Origin of the sequence: Porphyromonas macacae DSM 20710 = JCM 13914 (genome assembly GCF_000379945.1) — a bacterium.
GTDB classification, from domain to species: Bacteria; Bacteroidota; Bacteroidia; order Bacteroidales; family Porphyromonadaceae; genus Porphyromonas; species Porphyromonas macacae.
On sequence record NZ_KB904154.1, the window covers coordinates 12,632 to 31,998 of the forward strand.

The following is a 19,367-nucleotide window of genomic DNA, read 5'->3' on the forward strand; positions in this document are numbered from 1 at the left end:
GTCTATATGGAATTATGAACGGGAAATTTTAAGTCCTTCGCCGGACAGGCGCATCTCGACAAAGCGGGCGCGTCCGTTAGGCGGATTGGCAATCAGATGCCTGCGCACACGCGCTGCGCTCTCAGGATCTTTGGCCAGCATATAAATATATCCTCCACCGCCGGCTCCCGGCAGCTTGTAACCGGCCAGTTCATCATCTATCTTCCGGATAATGGCCTGTATGGCGGGCGGATTGGTACCGGCGTCCAAGGCGCAGTTTTGCGTCCATGTATGCCGCAGCAACCGGCCGTATTCTTCGATATCCGCACGCTGCAATGCTCCCGCCATATGCAGTGCATGGTGTTTCATCCGTTCCAGCAAACGCATGGCATGCCCCTCATTCAAAAACATGTTGCGTACAATATCGGCAAGAATACCCTTAGCCGTACGGGTAATACCCGTATAATAGAGCAAATGGCAGGCTTTGTATTCGGGTTGTTCAAAAACCGGATCGGGCAGCCAGTTAACTTCCGGCATTTGCAAGAAACCGGGTTCGGACTTCAGCAATTTGATACCCCGGTACAGCCCCCCGTACTGATCCTGCCAACCGCCGCCGGTGGTGAGCAACTGCTCCAAAACCAGCGTATATTTAGCCAAATCGGGTTTATTGAGTTGCAGCCCGCAAAATTCATTGATGGCACCCAAAACGGTTAAAGCCAGAATGGAGCTCGTACCCAGCCCGGAACCGGCAGGAACAGCCGAAAGAAGGGTGACCTCCAAACCGCAGCCGAATGCATCGAGCTGTTCCTCCAGCGAACGATAACGAACGGAGCAAAATTCGGGCGCAAATCCGGCAAGAGATAAAGCAGCTTTGGGTATGGAAAAAGGTGATCCGACACGGTTGAAATCTTTCAGCGTTTCAAAATCCGTCACCGTTTCGGTCGCCCCCAAATCGATCGAGCGCAAAACGATATGTTTCCTCTCTGAGGGTTTGATATAAACCTGCAACGGTGGCTGACCATTCAGTTCCACGGCAATATTCACCACATATCCGCCGGCATACAGTGCATACGGCGGTGTGTCCGTCCAACCACCGGCCAGATCGATGCGCACGGGGCTGCGCCCCCATATAATTTGGTCGGAGAGTACCGAAAGCATGGGATGATTGCGAATATTCATCGCTTCGTTTATTCCTTCGGATAAAAGCTTGAAAGCCTGCTCTTCTTCATTTTTACAGTCCAGAATATGCGAGCGCAACATGCGGTTGTGAATACGCATCATGCGCGAAGTTTCCGGCGGAAGCACTTCCGGCACATCGAGCCGCAAGCGTTTATATTCGGAAGCGACATCCGATAAGTCGAGCTGATAAAACACACTCTGTTTATAGTTTCGTTCTATCGTTTTCCAATTCTTTTCGGTAAAAGTCTCACGACTTCGGAACAGCCGCCGAAGGTTTGCACGCTGCGCTAAAATATCGGCACTCAGCTTTTCCGCTTTCTGCCATGCCTCCCTGCCGGCCTGATTTTCCGGCTCTGCTGTCATCCAGCGAATCACATCCGGGATAACCTCTTCCTCCGTGATTACGGGGAAAAGCGGAGCAGACTGAATATCCGTTCCCGGATCCGCTGCCAACGGGATATTGCGCCGGCCGAACCATTCCCTGACGGGAACACCCATCCACAAGGTCTTTTCTTTACCGATTGCCCCCCGGCTCCCGTCATCCATACCGTAAGGACGTACGGCATAACCGTTCTCTCCGACCGGCACCAGGTCAAGACAAACACCGCGTGGCAGTTCGATCTGCCAGTCATTCACCGGAATGCCGGTGATGATTTGCTCTCCATTAAGTTTCCATCCTTTACCGATGTGACAGTTCTCTATCCATGTAAAAGCATGTGCTCCGGTAAAAGTCGTCTCAATAAGGGCGTTCTGTGTAAAGATGGCCGGGTGCGGTTTAACTTTTGCTCCCATGATGCGCCTTTTGTCCGCCACTCTGTTTTGTAAGGCCACCATGGAATCGATCAACTCCCGGCTGGTACCGAAATGATAAAATTCGCCCTGCGGCAAAGGCACAACAGCCACACGAAGCGATTTCACTTCCTCGCAGACCAGTTTCGGATTTTCACCCAATGCACAACCGAACTCTCCGTATAAGTCGTAAAATCCGTCCGGTGCACTCTTGCTTTTCCCGTTAAGCACCTTTACAGCCCGGTCACCGAGCAACCAGACTCCCACATCGATCATAAACTGGTGAGAGTCGGAAAGTCGTTGCAATTCTTCCGCATCAGGTTTCTGAAGCATAAAATCCAGCTTGCCCGGTTCTGTCCGTTTAGCAGCAAAAACACCGTGTCGCGTTGCCTGTGCCGCATCCGTCCACAGGCCGAGGCAAACCACATCGGCATCCGGTATAGACGGAAGGCATTCACCGGTCCGCACATACACATCTCCGCTTGCCACAAGGATATGGATATTCTCCGGAGCCTGTTCAAGCAAATCTTCATAAAAAGGTACTTGCAAGTCTATCAACATCTGCCCCAGCCTCTGCCCTCTCTCCCAGCGGAAAACAGGTATCGGAGCAAGCACCTTGCCCGAAGGAGCATAAGCCGGCAATCGACGGCTCTGGCCGCCGGCATGAATAATGATACGTTTATTCCTGCCCAGCCATTCATCAAAAGAAATATCGGCAGTAGAGGCTCTATGGGCTTGCGACAAAAGATAGGACGTTCCGCCTCCAGAGCCCAACTTACGGTCTACAGGATCTGCATCGACATACCACTCGGAACGGGAAGCATGACGAAGTTCATGAAATGAATCGACCAGATTGGGAGGGAGGGATATGAGTTTCTGTATCATAAAGAAAAAGAAGCGAAGAGGTTTAACCGGATCGAGGAAGCTATAACTTAAAAATGCGTTCCATCAATTGCCATTTCTCGGTGGAAGCCTGTCCCGATTCCGAACGTTGGAATTGCCCCACAAAATCCTCCCATTCGGCCTGCCGGGGAAGTGCGGCAAGGCGGGCATTATCTCTCTCCCAATCGAAATCATCGACAGTATCCATAATCATAAACAATGTATGCCCATGAATAAAAATCTGCATATCCAGAATGCCCACACTCCGTATCCCATCGAGAATTTCAGGCCACACATGCCGGTGTGCATCTATGTAGCGGGCTATTTTTTCACGATCATCGTACAGTTCTAAAGTCTGACAAAAGCGTTTCATACCATACCATATTAAAAAATCCGGTTCGGATTTTTCCGGTTCAAATCATTTTTTTCGTTCACTTTTGTCAAAGTTAAGATAAATGCCGTAGCTTTGGAGTTATGAAACAATTCAGCCGAAATAAAATCACCCGCCTGATACTCTGGCTTATGGGTCTTCTGGTCGTGGTTGCCCTTGTGAGCTGTTTTTTCCTAAACAGCATGCAATGCTACGTCGTGTTGATCGGGTTAGGTTTTTTAGAACTCAATCTGCTTTTTATACTCTTCTTCCTGAGGAAGAACATACGCCTGTAACATTGCCGTAAGACAAACAAAGAGGCCGCCCCGTTTTAACCCGGAGGCGGCCTCTGATCTATTAGATGAAGAAAGAAAAGTTGCTTTACAATGCGGGTTGCATGGCTTTAATCCATGTATCGATACGCTCGTCGGTCATATCGGACTCGTTGCTTTCATCGATGCAAAGACCGATAAGTTCACCATCCTGCTCACTGGCACTCTCATCATAGCTGTAATTTTTCGGAGCATAGCTGCCGATGAAAGTACAACCGGAGCCCTCAAGCCCTTCTTTAATTAAAGCCAAAGCATTGCAAAAAGTATCCGAATAGCAAGCAGAGTCTCCGCAGCCGAACAATCCCACGCTCTTACCGCTCAGGTTTTGCTTTCCCAACTCGGGCAGCAAGGTCTCCCAATCGCTTTGAAGATCTCCCATACCCCAAGTGGAGCTGCCCAGTAAAAGCACATCGTAAGCAAGCAGGTCGGATGCACTGCAGTTAGCAATATCAAAAACATTAGCTTCGGCATTCAGTTCTTTTGCAATCTTCTGAGCCAGATCAGAAGTGCTACCCGTAGAAGAACCGTAAAAGATTCCTATTTTTTTCATCGTAATAAAATTGGTTTAGTTTGTTTCGCTAAGGTAGTCGGTCACTTCGAGTCGTCCTATCCCTAATGTTTGGTAAAAGAGGCTCTTACATATCCCAATTTTTAGGGCGTCCTCTCGCTCTTTTCACTCCGCCCGGCATAAAATAAGGTATAAAAAACGACAAAAAGGAGATTAACAACCGATACCGGGAATTTCTCCCTCAAAAAATTTCGTTCATAAACAGGCTTTGCGCTACTGCATCTGGGTCGAAATCACGTTAACCATAAAGTATTCTTTTTCCATACCGGTAAACTTTGGCATAAAGAAATATATAAAAAAGACCGTATCAGGAAGCTCTTCCCGACACGGTCCTTTATAAATATCTATGTAAAAAGACGATTTCCCTTTATTTCTTTTTACCCTGATTGGCTACTGCTTCCATTAATTTTTTGATTTCTTCGGGGTCTCCGAGGAAGTAATCCTTAACCATGTTCAACTCATCGTCGAATTCAAAGACGTAAGGTACAGCAGTAGGCAGGTTAAGACTTACAATATCTTCGTCGCTGATGCCTTTCAATACTTTGATGATGCCACGGAGACTGTTGCCATGGGCTGCCACCAGTACATCGTCATGCTCCATGAGAGCGGGAAGAATGCTCCCCTCCCAATAAGGTTGCGTACGGGCTACCGTATCGCACAAGGCTTCGGTCAAAGGAATAAATGCCGGCACCACCCTGGCATAGCGAGGATCTTTGAAAGGAGAACGTTCGTCATTTCTATCCAAAGGTGTAGGAGGCACATCGTAGCTACGGCGCCAGATAAGCACCTGTTCGTCGCCGTACTTCTCTGCCGTTTCGGCTTTGTTAAGCCCCTGCAACATACCGTAATGTTTTTCATTCAAACGCCAGCTTTTCTCTACGGGTATCCAATCCAGGTCCATAATATCGAGTACCTGATTGAGCGTTTTAACAGCTCTTTTGAGATAAGAAGTAAAAGCAATACCGAAACGGAAGCCCTCTTTCTTAAGCAGTTCGCCTGCACGTTTTGCTTCTTCAACACCTTTTTCAGAAAGGTCTACATTCGTCCAACCCGTAAAACGATTCTCTTTGTTCCACACACTTTCCCCGTGACGGAGTAAAACAACTCTTTTCATAGTTCTGATAATTTATCTGAATAATTCTTTCACCATTCTTTAATAACTCCACAAAGATAACAAAAGCAACTGCAACTATATCCCTTCGCATGGCTTATTGTCCATATAGAAGGAAAAAGAAAAGATGTATCTCAATACAATAAACGGAAGCCCATCGAAAGGGTAGCTTTAAGAGGATTTTCCTTATAGGTCGTTTTAAGTGCACTGCCGTCATCAAAGAAATAGCTGACACCGGGTTCCAGATAGAACCCCACATGACGACTAAGTTTATAATTAAGACCGACACGGCCTCCGGCAGAAAACTGCAAGGGATTCATACGCAAAAAGCGGTCGTCCAGAACGGCGCTGATACACTTATCGACACGACCGCCCACTCCGGCATAAATACTCAGGTGACGGTTTTCCCAAATACTGTAATTCACTCCTATGGGTATGCCTATGTAATGCACCCTCTGGTCTAATGATTTATCCGTGGCGCGGGGAGAGACCTGCGAGGAAAGATAAGTATAGACAAGCCCGCTTTCCAGGGAAAAACGATCTGAAAGACTGTAACCGATCTTTATGCCGATGTTCAGAGGCAGACGGTGAGTAAAAGAAGACTCGTCATACTCTCTCTCAAAATCCTTATTACGAATACTGCTGGTAGAAATATCCGACTGAACCACCTTATCCGAAAAAGCATAATCATCGCCTGAGGTTAAAGTCATGCTTCCCGAATTACCCATATACATCCCCACACTCAATTTAGCACGGGGTTTCTTTGGTAGTAAGAGATCCAGTTCTCTTTCATCCCGTACGGACAAGGGGCTGTGAGGGCTTTTCCCCGCTTCAGGGATCAACCCTCCATCCCCTTCTTTCATAATCAAGGTTTCGGACTCAGGCCCATTATCTTCGGAATGAGACGAGTCTTCGGCTTCAGTCTCCCCGAAGGTTTGTTCCGGCTTTTGTACATTGCCGGAAGCGGTTTCTTCTTTTATATTCGATTTTATATCCGAAAGTTTTTTTTGAGGAGCAATTTGCGATTTATTGAAAGGAGCGGATACTTTTTCATCTTTTGCGCCACGCGGGAATTGAATTTTCGGCAATACCGAATTCTCCGTTTGCTCGACTGCACGCACTGCTACGAGTGTTTCTGTAGGAGATTTGCTTCGACGGTAAAGGAAAAAAGCCCCACCGACCAGCAAACCGAAGAAAACAGCCGCCACAGAAATCCATCTGTAAAACCGGTGCGGCTGTCGAACGACAACAGGACCGGCAAACAATTCCTCCTCCAAACGCTGCCAAACTTCATCCGGAAGTAGAGGCGACGCAGGAGCAGGCGGATCCAACTTCTGCTTTACCCGATCCAACCAGGGTTCCAATCGATTATCTTTTTTATTCATTCTTTACTGTTCCAATAAGCTTTGATCTGGTTTGCCAGTATCTTTTTGGCACGCGCCAACTGAGAAGAAGAAGATTTTTCATTTATTCCCAGAGCCTGACCGATTTCGCGATGAGAAAGATTCTCGAACACATAGAGGTTAAAAACGGTTCTATAACCCACAGGGAGTTTTCTTATAAAACTCATCAACTGTTCCTCGCTCAGCTTATCCACCTCCTCTTCCTGCGGCTCCTCGGAAAATTGTATCGGGATACTCTCCATGCTGTCAGTAAAACGATGCTCTCCGGAACGCAACCACATCAGGGCTTGGTTAATGCATACCCGGCTCAACCAGGCTCTCAGAGATCCCTCGCCTCTATATTCAAATCGTTGAAAGTCCTTTATGATTTTCAGAAAACTGTCATGAAGCAAATCGCGTACCGTATCTTCGTTGTCTATGTAGCGACGTATAACGCTCAATAGGAGAGGAGCATACAAACAATATAAGGTCTGGAAAGCTTCGCGCCCCCCAGCCTTACATTGTTTTACTAAATTCTGCTCGGCAGACACGTTAGGATTAAAGTTGTTATAATGGCAATATTACCAATGGACCATTTTTAAAATAAAGTTTTCTGGGCTGAGGACCGTCGTATAATAACGGATAGGCCTCATAAAAGAACTTCCCGTCCTTATCGTAGTAACAAGAGAATTCTACAGCGATTTTATTCGATCCGTTTTCTACTTTTAATTGTCCTTTAGTTACACTGTTTTCAGGATAGAAAGGTCCGAACTTAAAGTAAATACAGTCTTCAAAAACCAAAGGAATCAACTTACCAATCTCTTTATCGAAAAATAATTTATCTCCGTCTTTTTGAGGCTTTTCTCCTAACTTATAGACCTTTTCTTTATATTGTATCTGCATATTTTCGTATTCTTTGGGCAGATTCGGAGCTTTAATAATAAATCGGCTCGCAACATAAACATACATCGGCAGCGGAATCTCCTTCTCTCCCTCTTTCAGATACGGATCAGTCACAATCTTCACAATACGGTCGCCTGCCGTCTCCTTACCATCATACCAGACTTTTGATATAAGTTTACCGGCTTCTGCATAGTGTACAAACTGTATTTCTTTGACCTGACCGTTAGGCAGAGTCAGTTTGATGCTCTGCTTTTCCTTGTAGACAGGTTGGAACTCTGCAAACCGGAGGTAATAGCGTTTATTTTCCATTACAACATTAAAAGATTTGTAACGCTCGGCTATGGCACGCATTGTACGTACAAGCTGCCCCTCATAACGGTATTTCTCACCTTTATATTCGATAACGATTTTCCCCAACCATTCTTCTCCTTGCTTGGAGTTCGGATTGATAAGGCTTTTCCCATCGGCAGACATAAGGTCGAAACCAAAAGCTGCATTGTCATACGTCCATCCTTGCGGATCATTCTTCAGACAGCTACTTGCCCCTAACATCGTTAGCAACAATAGCAATAACAAATAAGTTTTTTTCATCATCTTAAAAAATACATTTAATAAAGATACATTTTTCCATATAGAATATATACTCTGTTTTTGTCTATTCTATAAAATGCAAACCTTAGCTTTTTACTGCATCATGATTTTGTTTTCACATTGATCAGAGGACCATTACGGAAATAAAAAGACTTCGCAGGTTTCTTTTCGATACCGGACTCTGCCTTATAGACAACTTCTCCGGCTTCATTTTTATAACATTGGAAATGAACGGGAATCTCTTTCCCATAGAGAGTGAGTACAAACGAACCGTCTTTTATATTCTCTTCCGGATAAAACGGGCCAAAATAGAGATATAAATGTCCCGTATCAGGAGAAAACCAGGGCATAAAACTACTTATGCCCGACAGCAGCATCAGGTGCTCGCCTTTTTCTGTCAAAGTGTAGTTATTGCCTTTGTATGTCAAAATAGTAGTATTGACCAAATCATCGGGCAATACGGTTCCTTTGAGATCTACCAACCGTAAATAAATATGCACCGGAGCAGAGGTCACTTTTTCACCGGGTTCCAGATACGGCTTGGCAACAAGCTTGAGATCGAAACCGTGCTGCTTTTTACCGTTCAACCAAATATGAGTGGAAAATTTCCCATTATTAGCGGTATGGGTAAACTCAACCACATCGGTCTGTCCGTCCGGCAAATGCAACTTAAACATCTGCTTCTTTCCATACCGGGGTTGAAACTCGCCAAACATCAAAACATAGCGTCCTTGCTTCTTGACCACATTGAGTCCCTTATATTGCTCGATCATGGCTCGGAGTTCCTGTTCTTCACGTATGGGGCGTCCTTCATTGGCATACATATTGCCGTTATATTCCACATAAATCTTATTGAGCCATTCGTATCCTTGCCCGGTATGTGGATCGATAAGCTGTTGACCATCGGCAGTGGTCACCTCGAAAGTGAATTGACGGTTAGCATAATCCCATATCATTTCACCTCCATTATCCGTGCTGTCGCAACCGGTATTCAAAAACAACCAACCAACAAGCATGCTCAGAAAGATTGTCATTCGGTTTCTCCTTTTTATTTCCATATTGTATAAGGTTTTATGATTTCTTATTTATTAAATGCCCGTAAACAGCTAATACTGCATGATCCGGCAGAAAAGGAATTATAAATCATCAGAAAATGAGACAGCCCACTTGCACTTAAGTCGAACAGAAATCAAGTTAAGATAATAAGCGNAAATCTGCCCGATATACATTAGGACAGATTTGCGCTTATCAATTAAAGAAAAAACCATGTAGATATAAAAAAGACTACACAGGCAGTACTACCAAAGGACCGTTTTTAAAATACAAAGTCTTATTTGAAAGATCATTTGGAGAAATCCCCGCATCATAAACTATTCCTTTTTGAGAGTCATAATAACAAGAAAAATATAAGTTTAATACTCCTTCTCCTGTATTCAGTTTCAAATCTTCATTTTTAATATCATTCTCGGGGTAAAATGGTCCAAACTTATAGTAAAGGCAATCTTCTAAAATCAACGGAATCATTTTACCCGTTTCAGTTTCAAAATTTAATGTTTCTACTCCATCCTCCGAAGGTAATACCAAATTCAACTTGTAGGTTTTCCCTTTGTATAGAATTTCCATCTTTTTATATTTTTCGGGCAATTCTTTTAAAGGAATCCTGTTAATTAAATAAATGTATACTGGTGCAGACTTCTCTTTCTCACCTTCTTTCAGATAAGGGTCAGTAATAATTTTAACAATATGGCCTTCTTCTTCTTTGCCATCATACCATACTTTAGAGATCAACTTATTGTTTTCGGTATAATACACAAAATGTATTGTCTGAATCATGCCATTAGGCAGATAAAGCTTTAACGATTGTTTTTCTCTATAGTTTGGCTGAAACTCTCCGAATCTGAGATAAAACCGTCCTCCCATACTGAAAACGTCGAAATGCTTAAAGTGCTCTTCTATTGCCCGTGTTTCACGAACAGGTTGTCCTTGATAGGAATATTTAATCCCTTTGTACTCAATTTGCATCTTTTTCAGCCACTCTTCACCCTGTTTGGAAGTTGGATTAATCAAACTTTTCCCTGTCTTAGAGGTAATGTCGAAAGCAAGACCTATACCGGTATTGCCCTTTTTTTCAAGGTCGTTCTTGATACAACCTGTCCCTCCTATCAGAAAAAAGGTTAAGGCAATCCACAAAAAACTTTTTTTCATTTGACTATTATTTTATATGATTTTTCTATAGCAATAAACAAATGTGTATAATCCTCACTGATCAAGCCTTTGTTTTTGTAAATAATGACTTTTTAGCGGGGTTGCAAATTTCATTTACAACCGCTATAACGGTAAAACAACCAAAGGACCGTTCTTAAAGAAAAGCCGCTTTGTCTGCCCCGTTCCATTTTTATCGGCTGCTTCGTATACGACCTCGCCCTTCTCATCCAAGTAGCACGAAAACTGAATCTTAAACTTATGCTCTCCTTTTATCAGTTCAAATTTTTCATTTTTATGATTATCGCCGGGATGAAACGGACCGAACTTAAAGTAAAAACACTCTGTAAAAGCCAAAGGAAGCAATTTGCCGATCTCTTTTCTGAATCCGAACTCAGCCTCACCCGGTTCATCCATCTTAAGCGGGATCTGATAATCCTTCTCTTTGTACAAAATTTTCATCGACAGAAACTCCTCCGGCAAATCCGGTGGCGTCAGCAATTGCCGACTCGCTAAATAGACATAGACGGACAAAGGAATTTCCTTTTCCCCTTCGGCCAAATAAGGCTTAGAAACAATTTTAATCATTCGCCCTTCCACCTCTTTGCCATCGTGCCACATTTTAGAGATGAATTTTCCTCCCTCCGCATAATGAACGAATCGGACCTCTTTGACATCGCCTTTGGGCAGATGCAGTTTGAGAGTTTGCTTCTCTTTGTAGTTCGGCTGGAATTCACCAAAATGCAAATAAAAACGCTTCTCTATCCTGATTACATTGAAAGACTTGTAACGCTCGGTAATCGCACGGGTTTGACGCACCGGTTGTCCCTGATAAAAATATTTTTCGCCATTATACTCGACAACGATCTTTTGTAACCACTCTGCTCCCTGTTTAGACAAAGGGTTTACCAAACTTTTACCGTCTTCAGAAACAATATCGAAATCCAAACCGGTGTTTGAGTATTCCCATTCCTCAGGCTCACTCTTCACGCAGCTGTTCAGTCCAAAAACGAACAGAGCGAAGAAGAATAATAATAAATAATCTCTTTTAACCTTTATCATACATATATCTTGTTCATGTAACATTCCGGTCCGGAATCTTCCTTACCGGTACAAATATGCGGGTTATTTGCCATTTTCATACTCAATCGGTACCGGTTTATTTATAATAAATGCACTTAAACGTCTTATACTGCACGGTCCGGTATGTATGAAATATTACTGAGAACCTTAACCGAACGCCCCGGAACTTTCAAACAACCGGAAAGCAATGTAACTAATTAGTATCTTTGTTTCTACGCTTTTATAAAACCAGTAAAACAACTGCAATACAATGAAAAAACTATTTATCGCCTTAGTGACCGGAGTGCTGGGCATGGCCGGCCTGACTGCCTACGCACAAAACGGAGCGCAACCGGTGCAACTGAAAGAGATTACCGACGGTAAATTCTATGCTCAGGGTGCCGGCTATGGCATGATGTCCATGCCCGATGGAGAACACTACACACAAATCAGCAACGACCATACAGCTATCCTGAAATACAGTTATGCCACAGGAAAGGCGGTAGATACTCTTTTCTCCGTAAAAACAGCACACGATTGTGACTTCAAGTATGTCAGAGGATATGAAATCAGTCCGAACGGACATCATATACTTATATACTCCGAAATGCAACCCATCTACCGCCGCTCCAGACTGCTCAAAGCATACCACTACGATGTGAGACGCAATCGGGTGGCGCCGTTGAGCGATAAACCGGGCATGGTAATGATACCGACTTTCAGCCCGGACGGCCGTATGGTGGCCTTCGTTCGGGACAACAATCTTTTCATAAGGAAATTCGACTTCAATACAGAAGTGCAAATCACTGAAGACGGCAAGCAAAACCATATCTTGAACGGGGTTACGGATTGGGTGTATGAAGAAGAATTTGCCGTTACCAGCCTGCTTGCCTGGAGCAGCAACAGCGAATTCCTTAGCTACGTACGCTCTGACGAAAGCCATGTAAAACAGTACGATATGCCTATGTACGGGAAAGAAATGTACCCCTCTAATTACAGCTATAAATACCCCAAAGCAGGAGAAGACAATTCGACAGTCAGCCTGTGGGTATATAATGTGGGCGATCGCTCGAAGAAGCAGGTCGGACTGGAACTGCCGAAAGATGCCTATATCCCCCGCATCGCAGCCACAACACGCAACAATGAATTTGCAATCTTTACCCTGAACAGGAGGCAAAACGACTTCCGCCTGTTCTCGGTAGACGCCAAAACGCTGATTCCTAAAATGATTTTTGAGGATAAAGAAGAACAGTATGTAGAAAACGACAATCTCAACGCCGTACAGTTCAATGAAAAGGGTTTTCTCTATCTGAGTGAAAAAGACGGCTACCGACACATCTACCAGTATGGTCACAATGGCAATATGCTGCGTCAGATCACTCAGGGAGCATGGGATGTAACCGATCTGTATGGTATGGATGACAAAGGAACGGTATATTACCAAAGCGCCGAAGAAAGCCCGTTGCAACGCGCGGTATACACGATAAATACACAGGGCAAGAAAACAAAGCTAAGCACTCAAAAGGGAACCAACAATGCTGTTTTCAGCACCAACTTCCGTTATTATCTCAACGCTTACAACAACATCAACACCCCTACCGTAACCTCACTGTATGCCACACAGGGCAACAAGCAGCTGCGCATATTGGAAGACAATGCGAAACTGAACGGGGAACTGGCTTCTTACCGGTTTAACCGGAAAGAGTTCATTACCCTTAAAAATGACCGGGGGCAGGATATGAATGCCTGGATACTGAAGCCGGCCGGCTTCGACCCGAACAAAAAATATCCGGTGCTCATGCTGCAATACAGCGGCCCCAACTCGCAGGAGGTTTTAGATCGTTATGAGTTCGGCTGGGAGTATCACCTCGCAGCAAAAGGCGTTATCGTAGTTTCCGTGGATGGACGGGGAACGGGAGCACGCGGCGAGGAGTGGCGCAAGTGTACCTATATGCAGTTGGGCGTTTTGGAAAGTCAGGATCAGATAGCCGCAGCACGTGCACTGGGTAAACTGCCATACGTAGATGCCGGCCGTATCGGTATCTGGGGATGGAGCTTCGGAGGTTACAACACGTTGATGAGTCTATGCCATGGCAACGGTACTTTCAAACTGGGTATTGCTGTTGCTGCGGTAACGGACTGGCATTTTTATGACTCGATATACACCGAACGCTTTATGCGCACACCGCAAGAGAACCCAGACGGTTACAAAAAAGCGTCAGTCTTGCCCGTTGCCGGCAATTTGAAGGGGAAACTGCTGCTCGTACACGGCAGCGCCGATGACAATGTCCACCTGCAAAATATGATGGCCGTTTCAGAACAGTTCGTGCAGAATAACATTCCTTTCGATATGGCGATATATACCGACAAGAACCATGGTATCTACGGAGGAAACACTCGCTATCACCTTTTCAACCGTTTTGTCGAATTTATCGCTGAAAATCTGTAACGCATCATGACTCCTACCAAGCACGTTAAAAAACCGGACTGGCTGAAAATCAAACTGGGCGACAACGAGCAGTTTACTTATACCAAACAGGTTCTGGAAAAACACTGCCTGCATACCATCTGTACCAGCGGTCGTTGCCCCAATCAGGGTGAATGCTGGAACAGGGGTACCGCCACATTCATGATAGGCGGAGACATATGTACACGCAGTTGCCGATTTTGCAATACGAAGAGCGGACGTCCGGCTCCGCTCAATCCGGATGAACCGGAACAACTGGCCACAAGTGTGGGACTGATGAAACTCAAGCATGCCGTGGTAACGAGTGTAGACCGTGATGACCTACCCGACTTTGGTGCCGCACACTGGGTAAACTGTATCGAGGCTATCAAGAAACGTAATCCGGATACGACCCTCGAAGTACTCATCCCTGATTTTCGCGGCAGGCTGGATCTTGTAGACCTCATCATTGACGCCGGTCCTAATGTCATCTCCCACAATCTCGAGACGGTACGACGACTCACCCCCTCAGTGCGCAGTGTGGCCACTTACGATACAAGCATGAACGTACTTCGCCATATAGCAGCTTCAGGTATCTCTGCCAAAACAGGTATCATGCTGGGATTGGGCGAAACAGAAGCAGAAATTCTGGAACTGATGGACGAGGTGCTGGCAGCCGGTGTAAGCACCATCACCATCGGTCAATATCTGCAGCCGACCCGCAAACATCTGCCCGTTTCGGAGTATGTAACGCCCGAACAATTCGAAAAGATACGACTCATCGGTATAAAAAAAGGCTTTAAGAATATCGAATGTGCACCTCTGGTACGCTCTTCTTACCATGCCGAACGTCATGTTTAACTCATAAATCACAACAGCTGAGTCAAAATAAATCTCGGCACAGCCCTTTTCAGTTGTGTCAGAATGCGTAAAGTATAAGATACTAAGATTGAGGCCTGACAATACGTGACCGAAGCCGAATATTGAATTTGCGCATGATGACACACCGTTTTTTTTGGTTATGCAATACACAAGATTTACATTCAAACCGCAATTCTCCGGAACGGCTTACGACCCGGAGATCGTTTTCGACCTGCTGGCCGATCTGCTGGCATCTGCCGGCTTCGACAGTTTCGTCCCGGGTAAAGAACAGCTGGAGGCCTACATTCCGCATGCACAGGCAAATAAATGTTCTCTCGGCACGTTGCTTGCCGAGTTTCCGCTGGAAGGTGTTTCTTTTACCGTAACACATCAAGATGAACCCGATATAAACTGGAATGAAGAGTGGGAGCGCAACTATTTCAAACCTTTGGTCATGGGTGGCGGACGCTGTGTAATACGTGCACCCTTTCACGAAGCGCACCCCGATGCTGAAATCGAGCTCATCATATCCCCAAAAATGGCTTTCGGTACGGGTAATCACGACACCACCTCGCTCATTATAGACTACCTGCTGGCACACGATCTCAAAGGTCTGTCCGTACTGGACATGGGCTGCGGCACGGGCATACTCGGTCTCATAGCTTTGAAAATGGGAGCAAGTAGCCTTACAGCAATAGATATAGACGAATGGGCCTACCGTAACGTAAGGGAAAATGCTGCTCTGAACGGTTTGGAGAATGTGCCCAGAATACTTTGCGGCGACGCTGCAATATTGGCGTCGCTTGGCTGTTTCGACCTGATTTTAGCCAATATCACCCGCAATGTACTTCTACAGGATATGAAAGGCTACGTAAAGCACTTGAATTCGGGCGGAACATTGATATTGAGCGGATTTTACGAGGAAGATGTTTCTCCGCTTCGTACCGAAGCAGAACGGTTGGGATTGACATTTGTTGCAAAGACCTCCACTGAACGAAGATGGAGCATGCTCGAACTCGGTAAAAGCCCCCTTTTCTAAACTTCTTTCATCAGCTGTTCTCCAAGAATAGCGGTGGCCGGCTCATGACCGTACTCCTTATCGTTTTTTGAGAAAAATGTTCTTGAAAAGACCGGACTCGAAATAAAACAAGGCGTGTCAAAACATGGAATTGAGAGAAGTTTCCTTTCATATTGATAGTTACCACCCTTTCTAATCAAATAAAACAATCGCTATCATTAAGTTTTTAGCTCTTTGATAGCGATTGTTCTTTACAAATGATAGTTGATTTAGGGAGAATGGAGTTTTGACACAGCTCCCTGTTTGGATTTTCCTGCGTTATCCTGTTACGCAATATCAGCGTTTGAAAAGATTGTAGGTAAATCCCGGGAAGCCATAGGTATTGTACAGACTGAAAGGCATCACATCGAAAGAGCTCTTTACGGCAGAAGTGAAAGCCATATTAACCTGTCCCGTCACGCCGATACGCGGCGTAAAAAAGAAATCGAAACCGATACGTGCCCCGAAGTCCATCGACTTCATTTGGTCTGAGAAGTCAAAATCCACCAGAGAACCTTCTTGCAGTTTGTGATCATCCAGCATACCGTCTCCATCCAGTGTTACCTTGAAACTGCTCTGCATGGCATAGGAAAGGTAAAGTCCGGCATGTATCCGGAACTTCTCATTCAGAGTAATATAAGAAGCCATAACCGGCAGGGTCAGATAATAATTATCTATTTCGGTGCTGTTATCACCGGTATATCTTTCGCCTTTGAAACCATATTTGTCCATATGCACCTTGATTGCATTGACTCTGGTCGATGCATACATACCTTTCCGTTCCACTTCCAACCCGGTGGTTATGCCCCATCGGTCGTAGTTTTCTATGCGATAGGTTGCCCATCCCTTTAGGGCAAGGTTCATGTGCGGTTGCCATGCATAGATATGCTCCACCTCCGACGGCTTCGGTAGCGGAGTGGTTGCTCCCACATTCAAACCGCCCGTAATACCGATTTCCCAATTATCGGAAAAAGACCTCATGCTGTTTTGCGCGACCGCTTCTGCAGAGAAAAACATAACTGCCACTGCAGCTATGGATAAATGCTTGAATATTTTCATCGAATGCTATTTTTTGTCCTGATTATCTTTCCTTTCGGCAATTACTTCAAGTTCGTCCACCAACAATCTGCTGCCAATAGCTCCAAGGAATTTATCCCCATTGGCACTGGAAGACATGACAATAGCCAGACGATATTTCTTTTTCTTAAAGTCGATTGCTTTGAAACGCTCCTGATCTACCGGTTCGAACTTCACCTCAAAGGCTTTCCAACTATCTCCCTCGGTGTCATCTACAACCATTTTCACCATGGAAACGATTCGCTTATCGGTGTAAAGCGTGATACCGTTCAAGTATGTTTCGTTCTCCGTAATTTCATAGAATACCCCGGAGATAACGCCCTGATCTTTGCCCTCGGCAGGTGTATCGAATTTACCGGCTTTTCCATCGATATATTTGGGACCGGCTTTATATTGATAGTAGCCTTTGATTTTAGAAGGCAATTTTGCGAACTCTGTACCGAATAGAGTACTTTCCAGCGGTTTGACCGCCATTATTTTTTCATCGAGCAATCCATTGTACAGCGAACCCGGAATGATCCATGAGCCGGTTCCGAAGAACATCAGTCCTTTAGCCGTTTGCAGCTGAAGCCCTTTTCCTGATTTTCCCTGTTCCGTCCAATAGACCGGATACTTATCGGCATGATTCCGGTCTTCGTTAAAAAAATTCATGCTAAACCCTCTGTTGCTGGCCGACTTCCAGAACCGTCCTTTTTCCGTGGCATCTTTATCTTCTTTTTCCACAGGCAACCAATAAGGCATCAAAGTAGCCTTACCGCCTTCGGTTGCAGGGTTTTGCACCTGAGACCAGTTATCAAACGTAAATTTACTGATCTCATAAACCTTTTTACTCTCTTCCTCCATTTCCTTTTCAAGGCGATTGCGTTTCGTTTTTATCGGATCTTCCTGATTGCATCCAACCAGAGAAATCGCAGCTACGGCAATAGCCATAAACAACTTTAGCTTCGTCTTTGTCATCGTTTCTAATCGTATAAAAGTTCAATTTATGCTTGTTTCTTTCCCTCTAACTACTGGTTATGAAGTTCTTGGAGGGGACACAAAGGTACTACATTCCGGTATTTTAGAGAAAACGGCAGATTTGAGCCTGAAAACGAAAAAGACTGTTTGCATGCAAAAAGCACAGCAAACAGTCTCTATCTCAAAAATAATTTTTACAGACAAAAAGCCTTGCGTATGGTATCTACATAGTCTAAACGCTCCCATGTAAAGAGCTCGGTTTCCACCTCGATTATTCCGCGGTGGTATGTGGCAAACCGTTTCTTCACAGTTACCGGCTCGTGCCCGAAGTGTCCGTAAGCTGCCGTTTCTTCATAAATCGGAGCGCGCAGTTTGAGACGCTGTTCGATAGCGTAGGGACGCAGATCGAAGAGTCCGGCAATTTTTGCAGCAATTTCCGTATCGGTAAGTCCGTTTTTAGCCGTGCCATGCGTATTTACAAAAATGTTGATGGGCTGCGCCACACCGATGGCATAGCTGAGCTGTACGAGCATCTCATCTGCCACGCCTGCGGCTACCATATTTTTGGCAATATGCCGTGCCGCATAGGCTGCCGAACGGTCTACCTTACTGGGATCTTTTCCGCTGAATGCACCTCCTCCGTGGCTGGCTTTACCGCCATAGGTATCCACGATAATCTTCCGGCCGGTGAGACCGGTATCTCCGTAAGGGCCGCCGATTACGAACTTGCCTGTGGGATTCACGTACAGTTTGATCTTGTCGTCAAAAAGATTAGCGACCCGTTTGTTGTAGTTGTCACGAACACGGGGTAGCAGGATATTGCGTATATCCTGCTCGATGCGACAGCGCATTTTTTCATCCGCTTCAGCGGCTGCTTCAGGGCTTTCGCCGGCAGGTCGTTCAAACTCATCGTGTTGCGTACTGATGACAATGGTATCGATTCGCACAGGTTTACCCCGGTCATCGTACTCCACCGTAACCTGACTTTTGGCATCCGGACGCAGATAAGGCATCAGTGCCGGTTCTTTCTTACGGATAGCCGCCAACTCCTGCAACAACGCATGAGCAAGGTCTATGGGCAAAGGCATATAGTTAGGCGTTTCACGCGTGGCGAAGCCGAACATCATCCCCTGGTCTCCGGCACCCTGATTCTCCCGGTCTGCTTTGTCCACACCGCGATTAATGTCAGGGCTTTGCCCGTGTATGCTTGTCAAGATACCGCAACTGTCGGCTTCGAAACCCAAGCCGGGTTTGTCATAGCCGATACGTTTGATTACGTCGCGCGCCGTGCTTTGTACATCTACATAGGCCTGGCTGTTGACTTCACCGGCCAGAACCACCTGACCGGTGGTTACTAATGTTTCTATGGCCACTTTGCTTTCTTTGTCCAAAGCCATGAACTGATCCAAAATAGCGTCTGAAATTTGATCCGCTACTTTGTCGGGGTGTCCTTCGGAAACCGATTCGGAAGTGAACAGGTAACTCATATTGTTTAGTTGTTTTTATTGTTTATAATTTGACATCACACGTAAAACGAACGTTGTGAGACTTATAACCACAACGTAAAAAACAACTAAACTTGACTGATTCGGATTAGCTTGAAAAAGTTTGAAAGGAGC

Annotated in this window: 17 protein-coding genes; 4 read left to right on the plus strand and 13 right to left on the minus strand. The window is 45.3% G+C overall.

Features of this window, described 5'->3' with window-relative positions; all coding sequences use genetic code 11:
• Window positions 1–12 precede the first annotated feature (12 nt).
• Together A3GI_RS0109875 and A3GI_RS0109880 are read right to left on the minus strand one after the other, a co-directional pair.
• Window positions 13–2,829, minus strand: coding sequence for a bifunctional fucokinase/fucose-1-phosphate guanylyltransferase (locus tag A3GI_RS0109875; protein ID WP_025079563.1), 2,817 nt, complete (start codon window positions 2,827–2,829; stop codon window positions 13–15).
• 43 nt (window positions 2,830–2,872) lie between these two features.
• Window positions 2,873–3,202 carry an L-rhamnose mutarotase gene (locus tag A3GI_RS0109880; protein ID WP_018361289.1) on the minus strand — a complete coding sequence of 110 codons (330 nt, stop codon included), beginning with the start codon at window positions 3,200–3,202 and terminating at the stop codon, window positions 2,873–2,875.
• 101 nt (window positions 3,203–3,303) lie between these two features.
• Here A3GI_RS0109880 and A3GI_RS11685 point away from each other — a divergent pair, with 101 nt between their 5' ends.
• Entirely contained in the window at window positions 3,304–3,495 is a 192-nt protein-coding gene (locus tag A3GI_RS11685) for a hypothetical protein (RefSeq protein WP_026216067.1), read from the plus strand.
• Between the two features lie 85 nt (window positions 3,496–3,580).
• Here the strand turns inward: A3GI_RS11685 and fldA are convergent, their stop codons facing one another.
• The 8 genes from fldA to A3GI_RS0109925 form a co-directional block, all read right to left on the minus strand.
• Window positions 3,581–4,081 carry a flavodoxin FldA gene (gene fldA / locus A3GI_RS0109890; RefSeq protein WP_018361290.1) on the minus strand — a complete coding sequence of 167 codons (501 nt, stop codon included), beginning with the start codon at window positions 4,079–4,081 and terminating at the stop codon, window positions 3,581–3,583.
• A 385-nt stretch (window positions 4,082–4,466) separates the two neighbouring features.
• Complete coding sequence (gpmA, locus tag A3GI_RS0109895) at window positions 4,467–5,213, minus strand: 2,3-diphosphoglycerate-dependent phosphoglycerate mutase (RefSeq protein ID WP_018361291.1); 747 nt, start codon at window positions 5,211–5,213, stop codon at window positions 4,467–4,469.
• Window positions 5,214–5,344: 131 nt separating this feature from the next.
• Entirely contained in the window at window positions 5,345–6,595 is a 1,251-nt protein-coding gene (locus A3GI_RS0109900) for a porin family protein (protein ID WP_018361292.1), read from the minus strand.
• Entirely contained in the window at window positions 6,592–7,143 is a 552-nt protein-coding gene (locus tag A3GI_RS0109905) for an RNA polymerase sigma factor (RefSeq protein ID WP_018361293.1), read from the minus strand. Before A3GI_RS0109905 ends, A3GI_RS0109900 begins: the two co-directional genes overlap by 4 nt.
• 16 nt (window positions 7,144–7,159) lie before the next feature.
• A complete protein-coding gene (locus A3GI_RS0109910; RefSeq protein WP_025079562.1) occupies window positions 7,160–8,089 on the minus strand; it encodes a hypothetical protein in 930 nt (309 codons plus the stop codon).
• 98 nt (window positions 8,090–8,187) lie between these two features.
• Window positions 8,188–9,120 (minus strand): hypothetical protein, encoded by a 933-nt coding sequence (locus A3GI_RS0109915; protein WP_018361295.1) that lies wholly within the window; start codon window positions 9,118–9,120, stop codon window positions 8,188–8,190.
• Between the two features lie 250 nt (window positions 9,121–9,370).
• The gene (locus tag A3GI_RS0109920) at window positions 9,371–10,291 is read right to left on the minus strand and encodes a hypothetical protein (protein ID WP_018361296.1); all 921 of its coding nucleotides are present in this window, start codon (window positions 10,289–10,291) and stop codon (window positions 9,371–9,373) included.
• Window positions 10,292–10,414: 123 nt separating this feature from the next.
• Complete coding sequence (locus A3GI_RS0109925; protein WP_018361297.1) at window positions 10,415–11,350, minus strand: hypothetical protein; 936 nt, start codon at window positions 11,348–11,350, stop codon at window positions 10,415–10,417.
• Between the two features lie 271 nt (window positions 11,351–11,621).
• On the opposite strand from A3GI_RS0109925, the gene A3GI_RS0109930 reads away from it, so the two are divergent.
• The 3 genes from A3GI_RS0109930 (at window position 11,622) to prmA (ending at window position 15,696) form a co-directional block, all read left to right on the plus strand.
• Window positions 11,622–13,799, plus strand: coding sequence for a S9 family peptidase (locus A3GI_RS0109930; RefSeq protein WP_018361298.1), 2,178 nt, complete (start codon window positions 11,622–11,624; stop codon window positions 13,797–13,799).
• A 6-nt stretch (window positions 13,800–13,805) separates the two neighbouring features.
• Complete coding sequence (gene lipA, locus A3GI_RS0109935) at window positions 13,806–14,657, plus strand: lipoyl synthase (protein ID WP_018361299.1); 852 nt, start codon at window positions 13,806–13,808, stop codon at window positions 14,655–14,657.
• Window positions 14,658–14,817: 160 nt separating this feature from the next.
• Window positions 14,818–15,696: a 50S ribosomal protein L11 methyltransferase gene (gene prmA / locus A3GI_RS0109940; RefSeq protein WP_018361300.1), complete on the plus strand. Its 879-nt coding sequence runs from the start codon at window positions 14,818–14,820 to the stop codon at window positions 15,694–15,696.
• A gap of 315 nt (window positions 15,697–16,011) precedes the next feature.
• Here prmA and A3GI_RS0109945 read toward each other — a convergent pair whose 3' ends face one another.
• From A3GI_RS0109945 to metK, 3 genes are all read right to left on the minus strand, one after another.
• A complete protein-coding gene (locus A3GI_RS0109945; RefSeq protein ID WP_018361301.1) occupies window positions 16,012–16,773 on the minus strand; it encodes a porin family protein in 762 nt (253 codons plus the stop codon).
• A 6-nt stretch (window positions 16,774–16,779) separates the two neighbouring features.
• The gene (locus A3GI_RS11045) at window positions 16,780–17,748 is read right to left on the minus strand and encodes a PCMD domain-containing protein (RefSeq protein WP_018361302.1); all 969 of its coding nucleotides are present in this window, start codon (window positions 17,746–17,748) and stop codon (window positions 16,780–16,782) included.
• Between the two features lie 194 nt (window positions 17,749–17,942).
• On the minus strand, window positions 17,943–19,235 hold the full coding sequence (gene metK / locus A3GI_RS0109955) for a methionine adenosyltransferase (RefSeq protein WP_018361303.1): 1,293 nt from the start codon (window positions 19,233–19,235) through the stop codon (window positions 17,943–17,945).
• Between the last annotated feature and the right edge of the window lie 132 nt (window positions 19,236–19,367).

What these genes read in the sequence shown, in the direction of transcription:
- A3GI_RS0109880 (WP_018361289.1), bottom strand. Translation starts at nt 3,202, where the DNA reads ATGAAACGCTTTTGTCAGACTTTAGAACTGTACGATGATCGTGAAAAA.
- A3GI_RS11685 (WP_026216067.1), top strand. Translation starts at nt 3,304, where the DNA reads ATGAAACAATTCAGCCGAAATAAAATCACCCGCCTGATACTCTGGCTT.
- fldA (WP_018361290.1), bottom strand. Translation starts at nt 4,081, where the DNA reads ATGAAAAAAATAGGAATCTTTTACGGTTCTTCTACGGGTAGCACTTCT.
- gpmA (WP_018361291.1), bottom strand. Translation starts at nt 5,213, where the DNA reads ATGAAAAGAGTTGTTTTACTCCGTCACGGGGAAAGTGTGTGGAACAAA.
- A3GI_RS0109900 (WP_018361292.1), bottom strand. Translation starts at nt 6,595, where the DNA reads ATGAATAAAAAAGATAATCGATTGGAACCCTGGTTGGATCGGGTAAAG.
- A3GI_RS0109910 (WP_025079562.1), bottom strand. Translation starts at nt 8,089, where the DNA reads ATGATGAAAAAAACTTATTTGTTATTGCTATTGTTGCTAACGATGTTA.
- A3GI_RS0109915 (WP_018361295.1), bottom strand. Translation starts at nt 9,120, where the DNA reads ATGACAATCTTTCTGAGCATGCTTGTTGGTTGGTTGTTTTTGAATACC.
- A3GI_RS0109920 (WP_018361296.1), bottom strand. Translation starts at nt 10,291, where the DNA reads ATGAAAAAAAGTTTTTTGTGGATTGCCTTAACCTTTTTTCTGATAGGA.
- A3GI_RS0109925 (WP_018361297.1), bottom strand. Translation starts at nt 11,350, where the DNA reads ATGATAAAGGTTAAAAGAGATTATTTATTATTATTCTTCTTCGCTCTG.
- A3GI_RS0109930 (WP_018361298.1), top strand. Translation starts at nt 11,622, where the DNA reads ATGAAAAAACTATTTATCGCCTTAGTGACCGGAGTGCTGGGCATGGCC.
- lipA (WP_018361299.1), top strand. Translation starts at nt 13,806, where the DNA reads ATGACTCCTACCAAGCACGTTAAAAAACCGGACTGGCTGAAAATCAAA.
- prmA (WP_018361300.1), top strand. Translation starts at nt 14,818, where the DNA reads ATGCAATACACAAGATTTACATTCAAACCGCAATTCTCCGGAACGGCT.
- A3GI_RS0109945 (WP_018361301.1), bottom strand. Translation starts at nt 16,773, where the DNA reads ATGAAAATATTCAAGCATTTATCCATAGCTGCAGTGGCAGTTATGTTT.
- A3GI_RS11045 (WP_018361302.1), bottom strand. Translation starts at nt 17,748, where the DNA reads ATGACAAAGACGAAGCTAAAGTTGTTTATGGCTATTGCCGTAGCTGCG.
- metK (WP_018361303.1), bottom strand. Translation starts at nt 19,235, where the DNA reads ATGAGTTACCTGTTCACTTCCGAATCGGTTTCCGAAGGACACCCCGAC.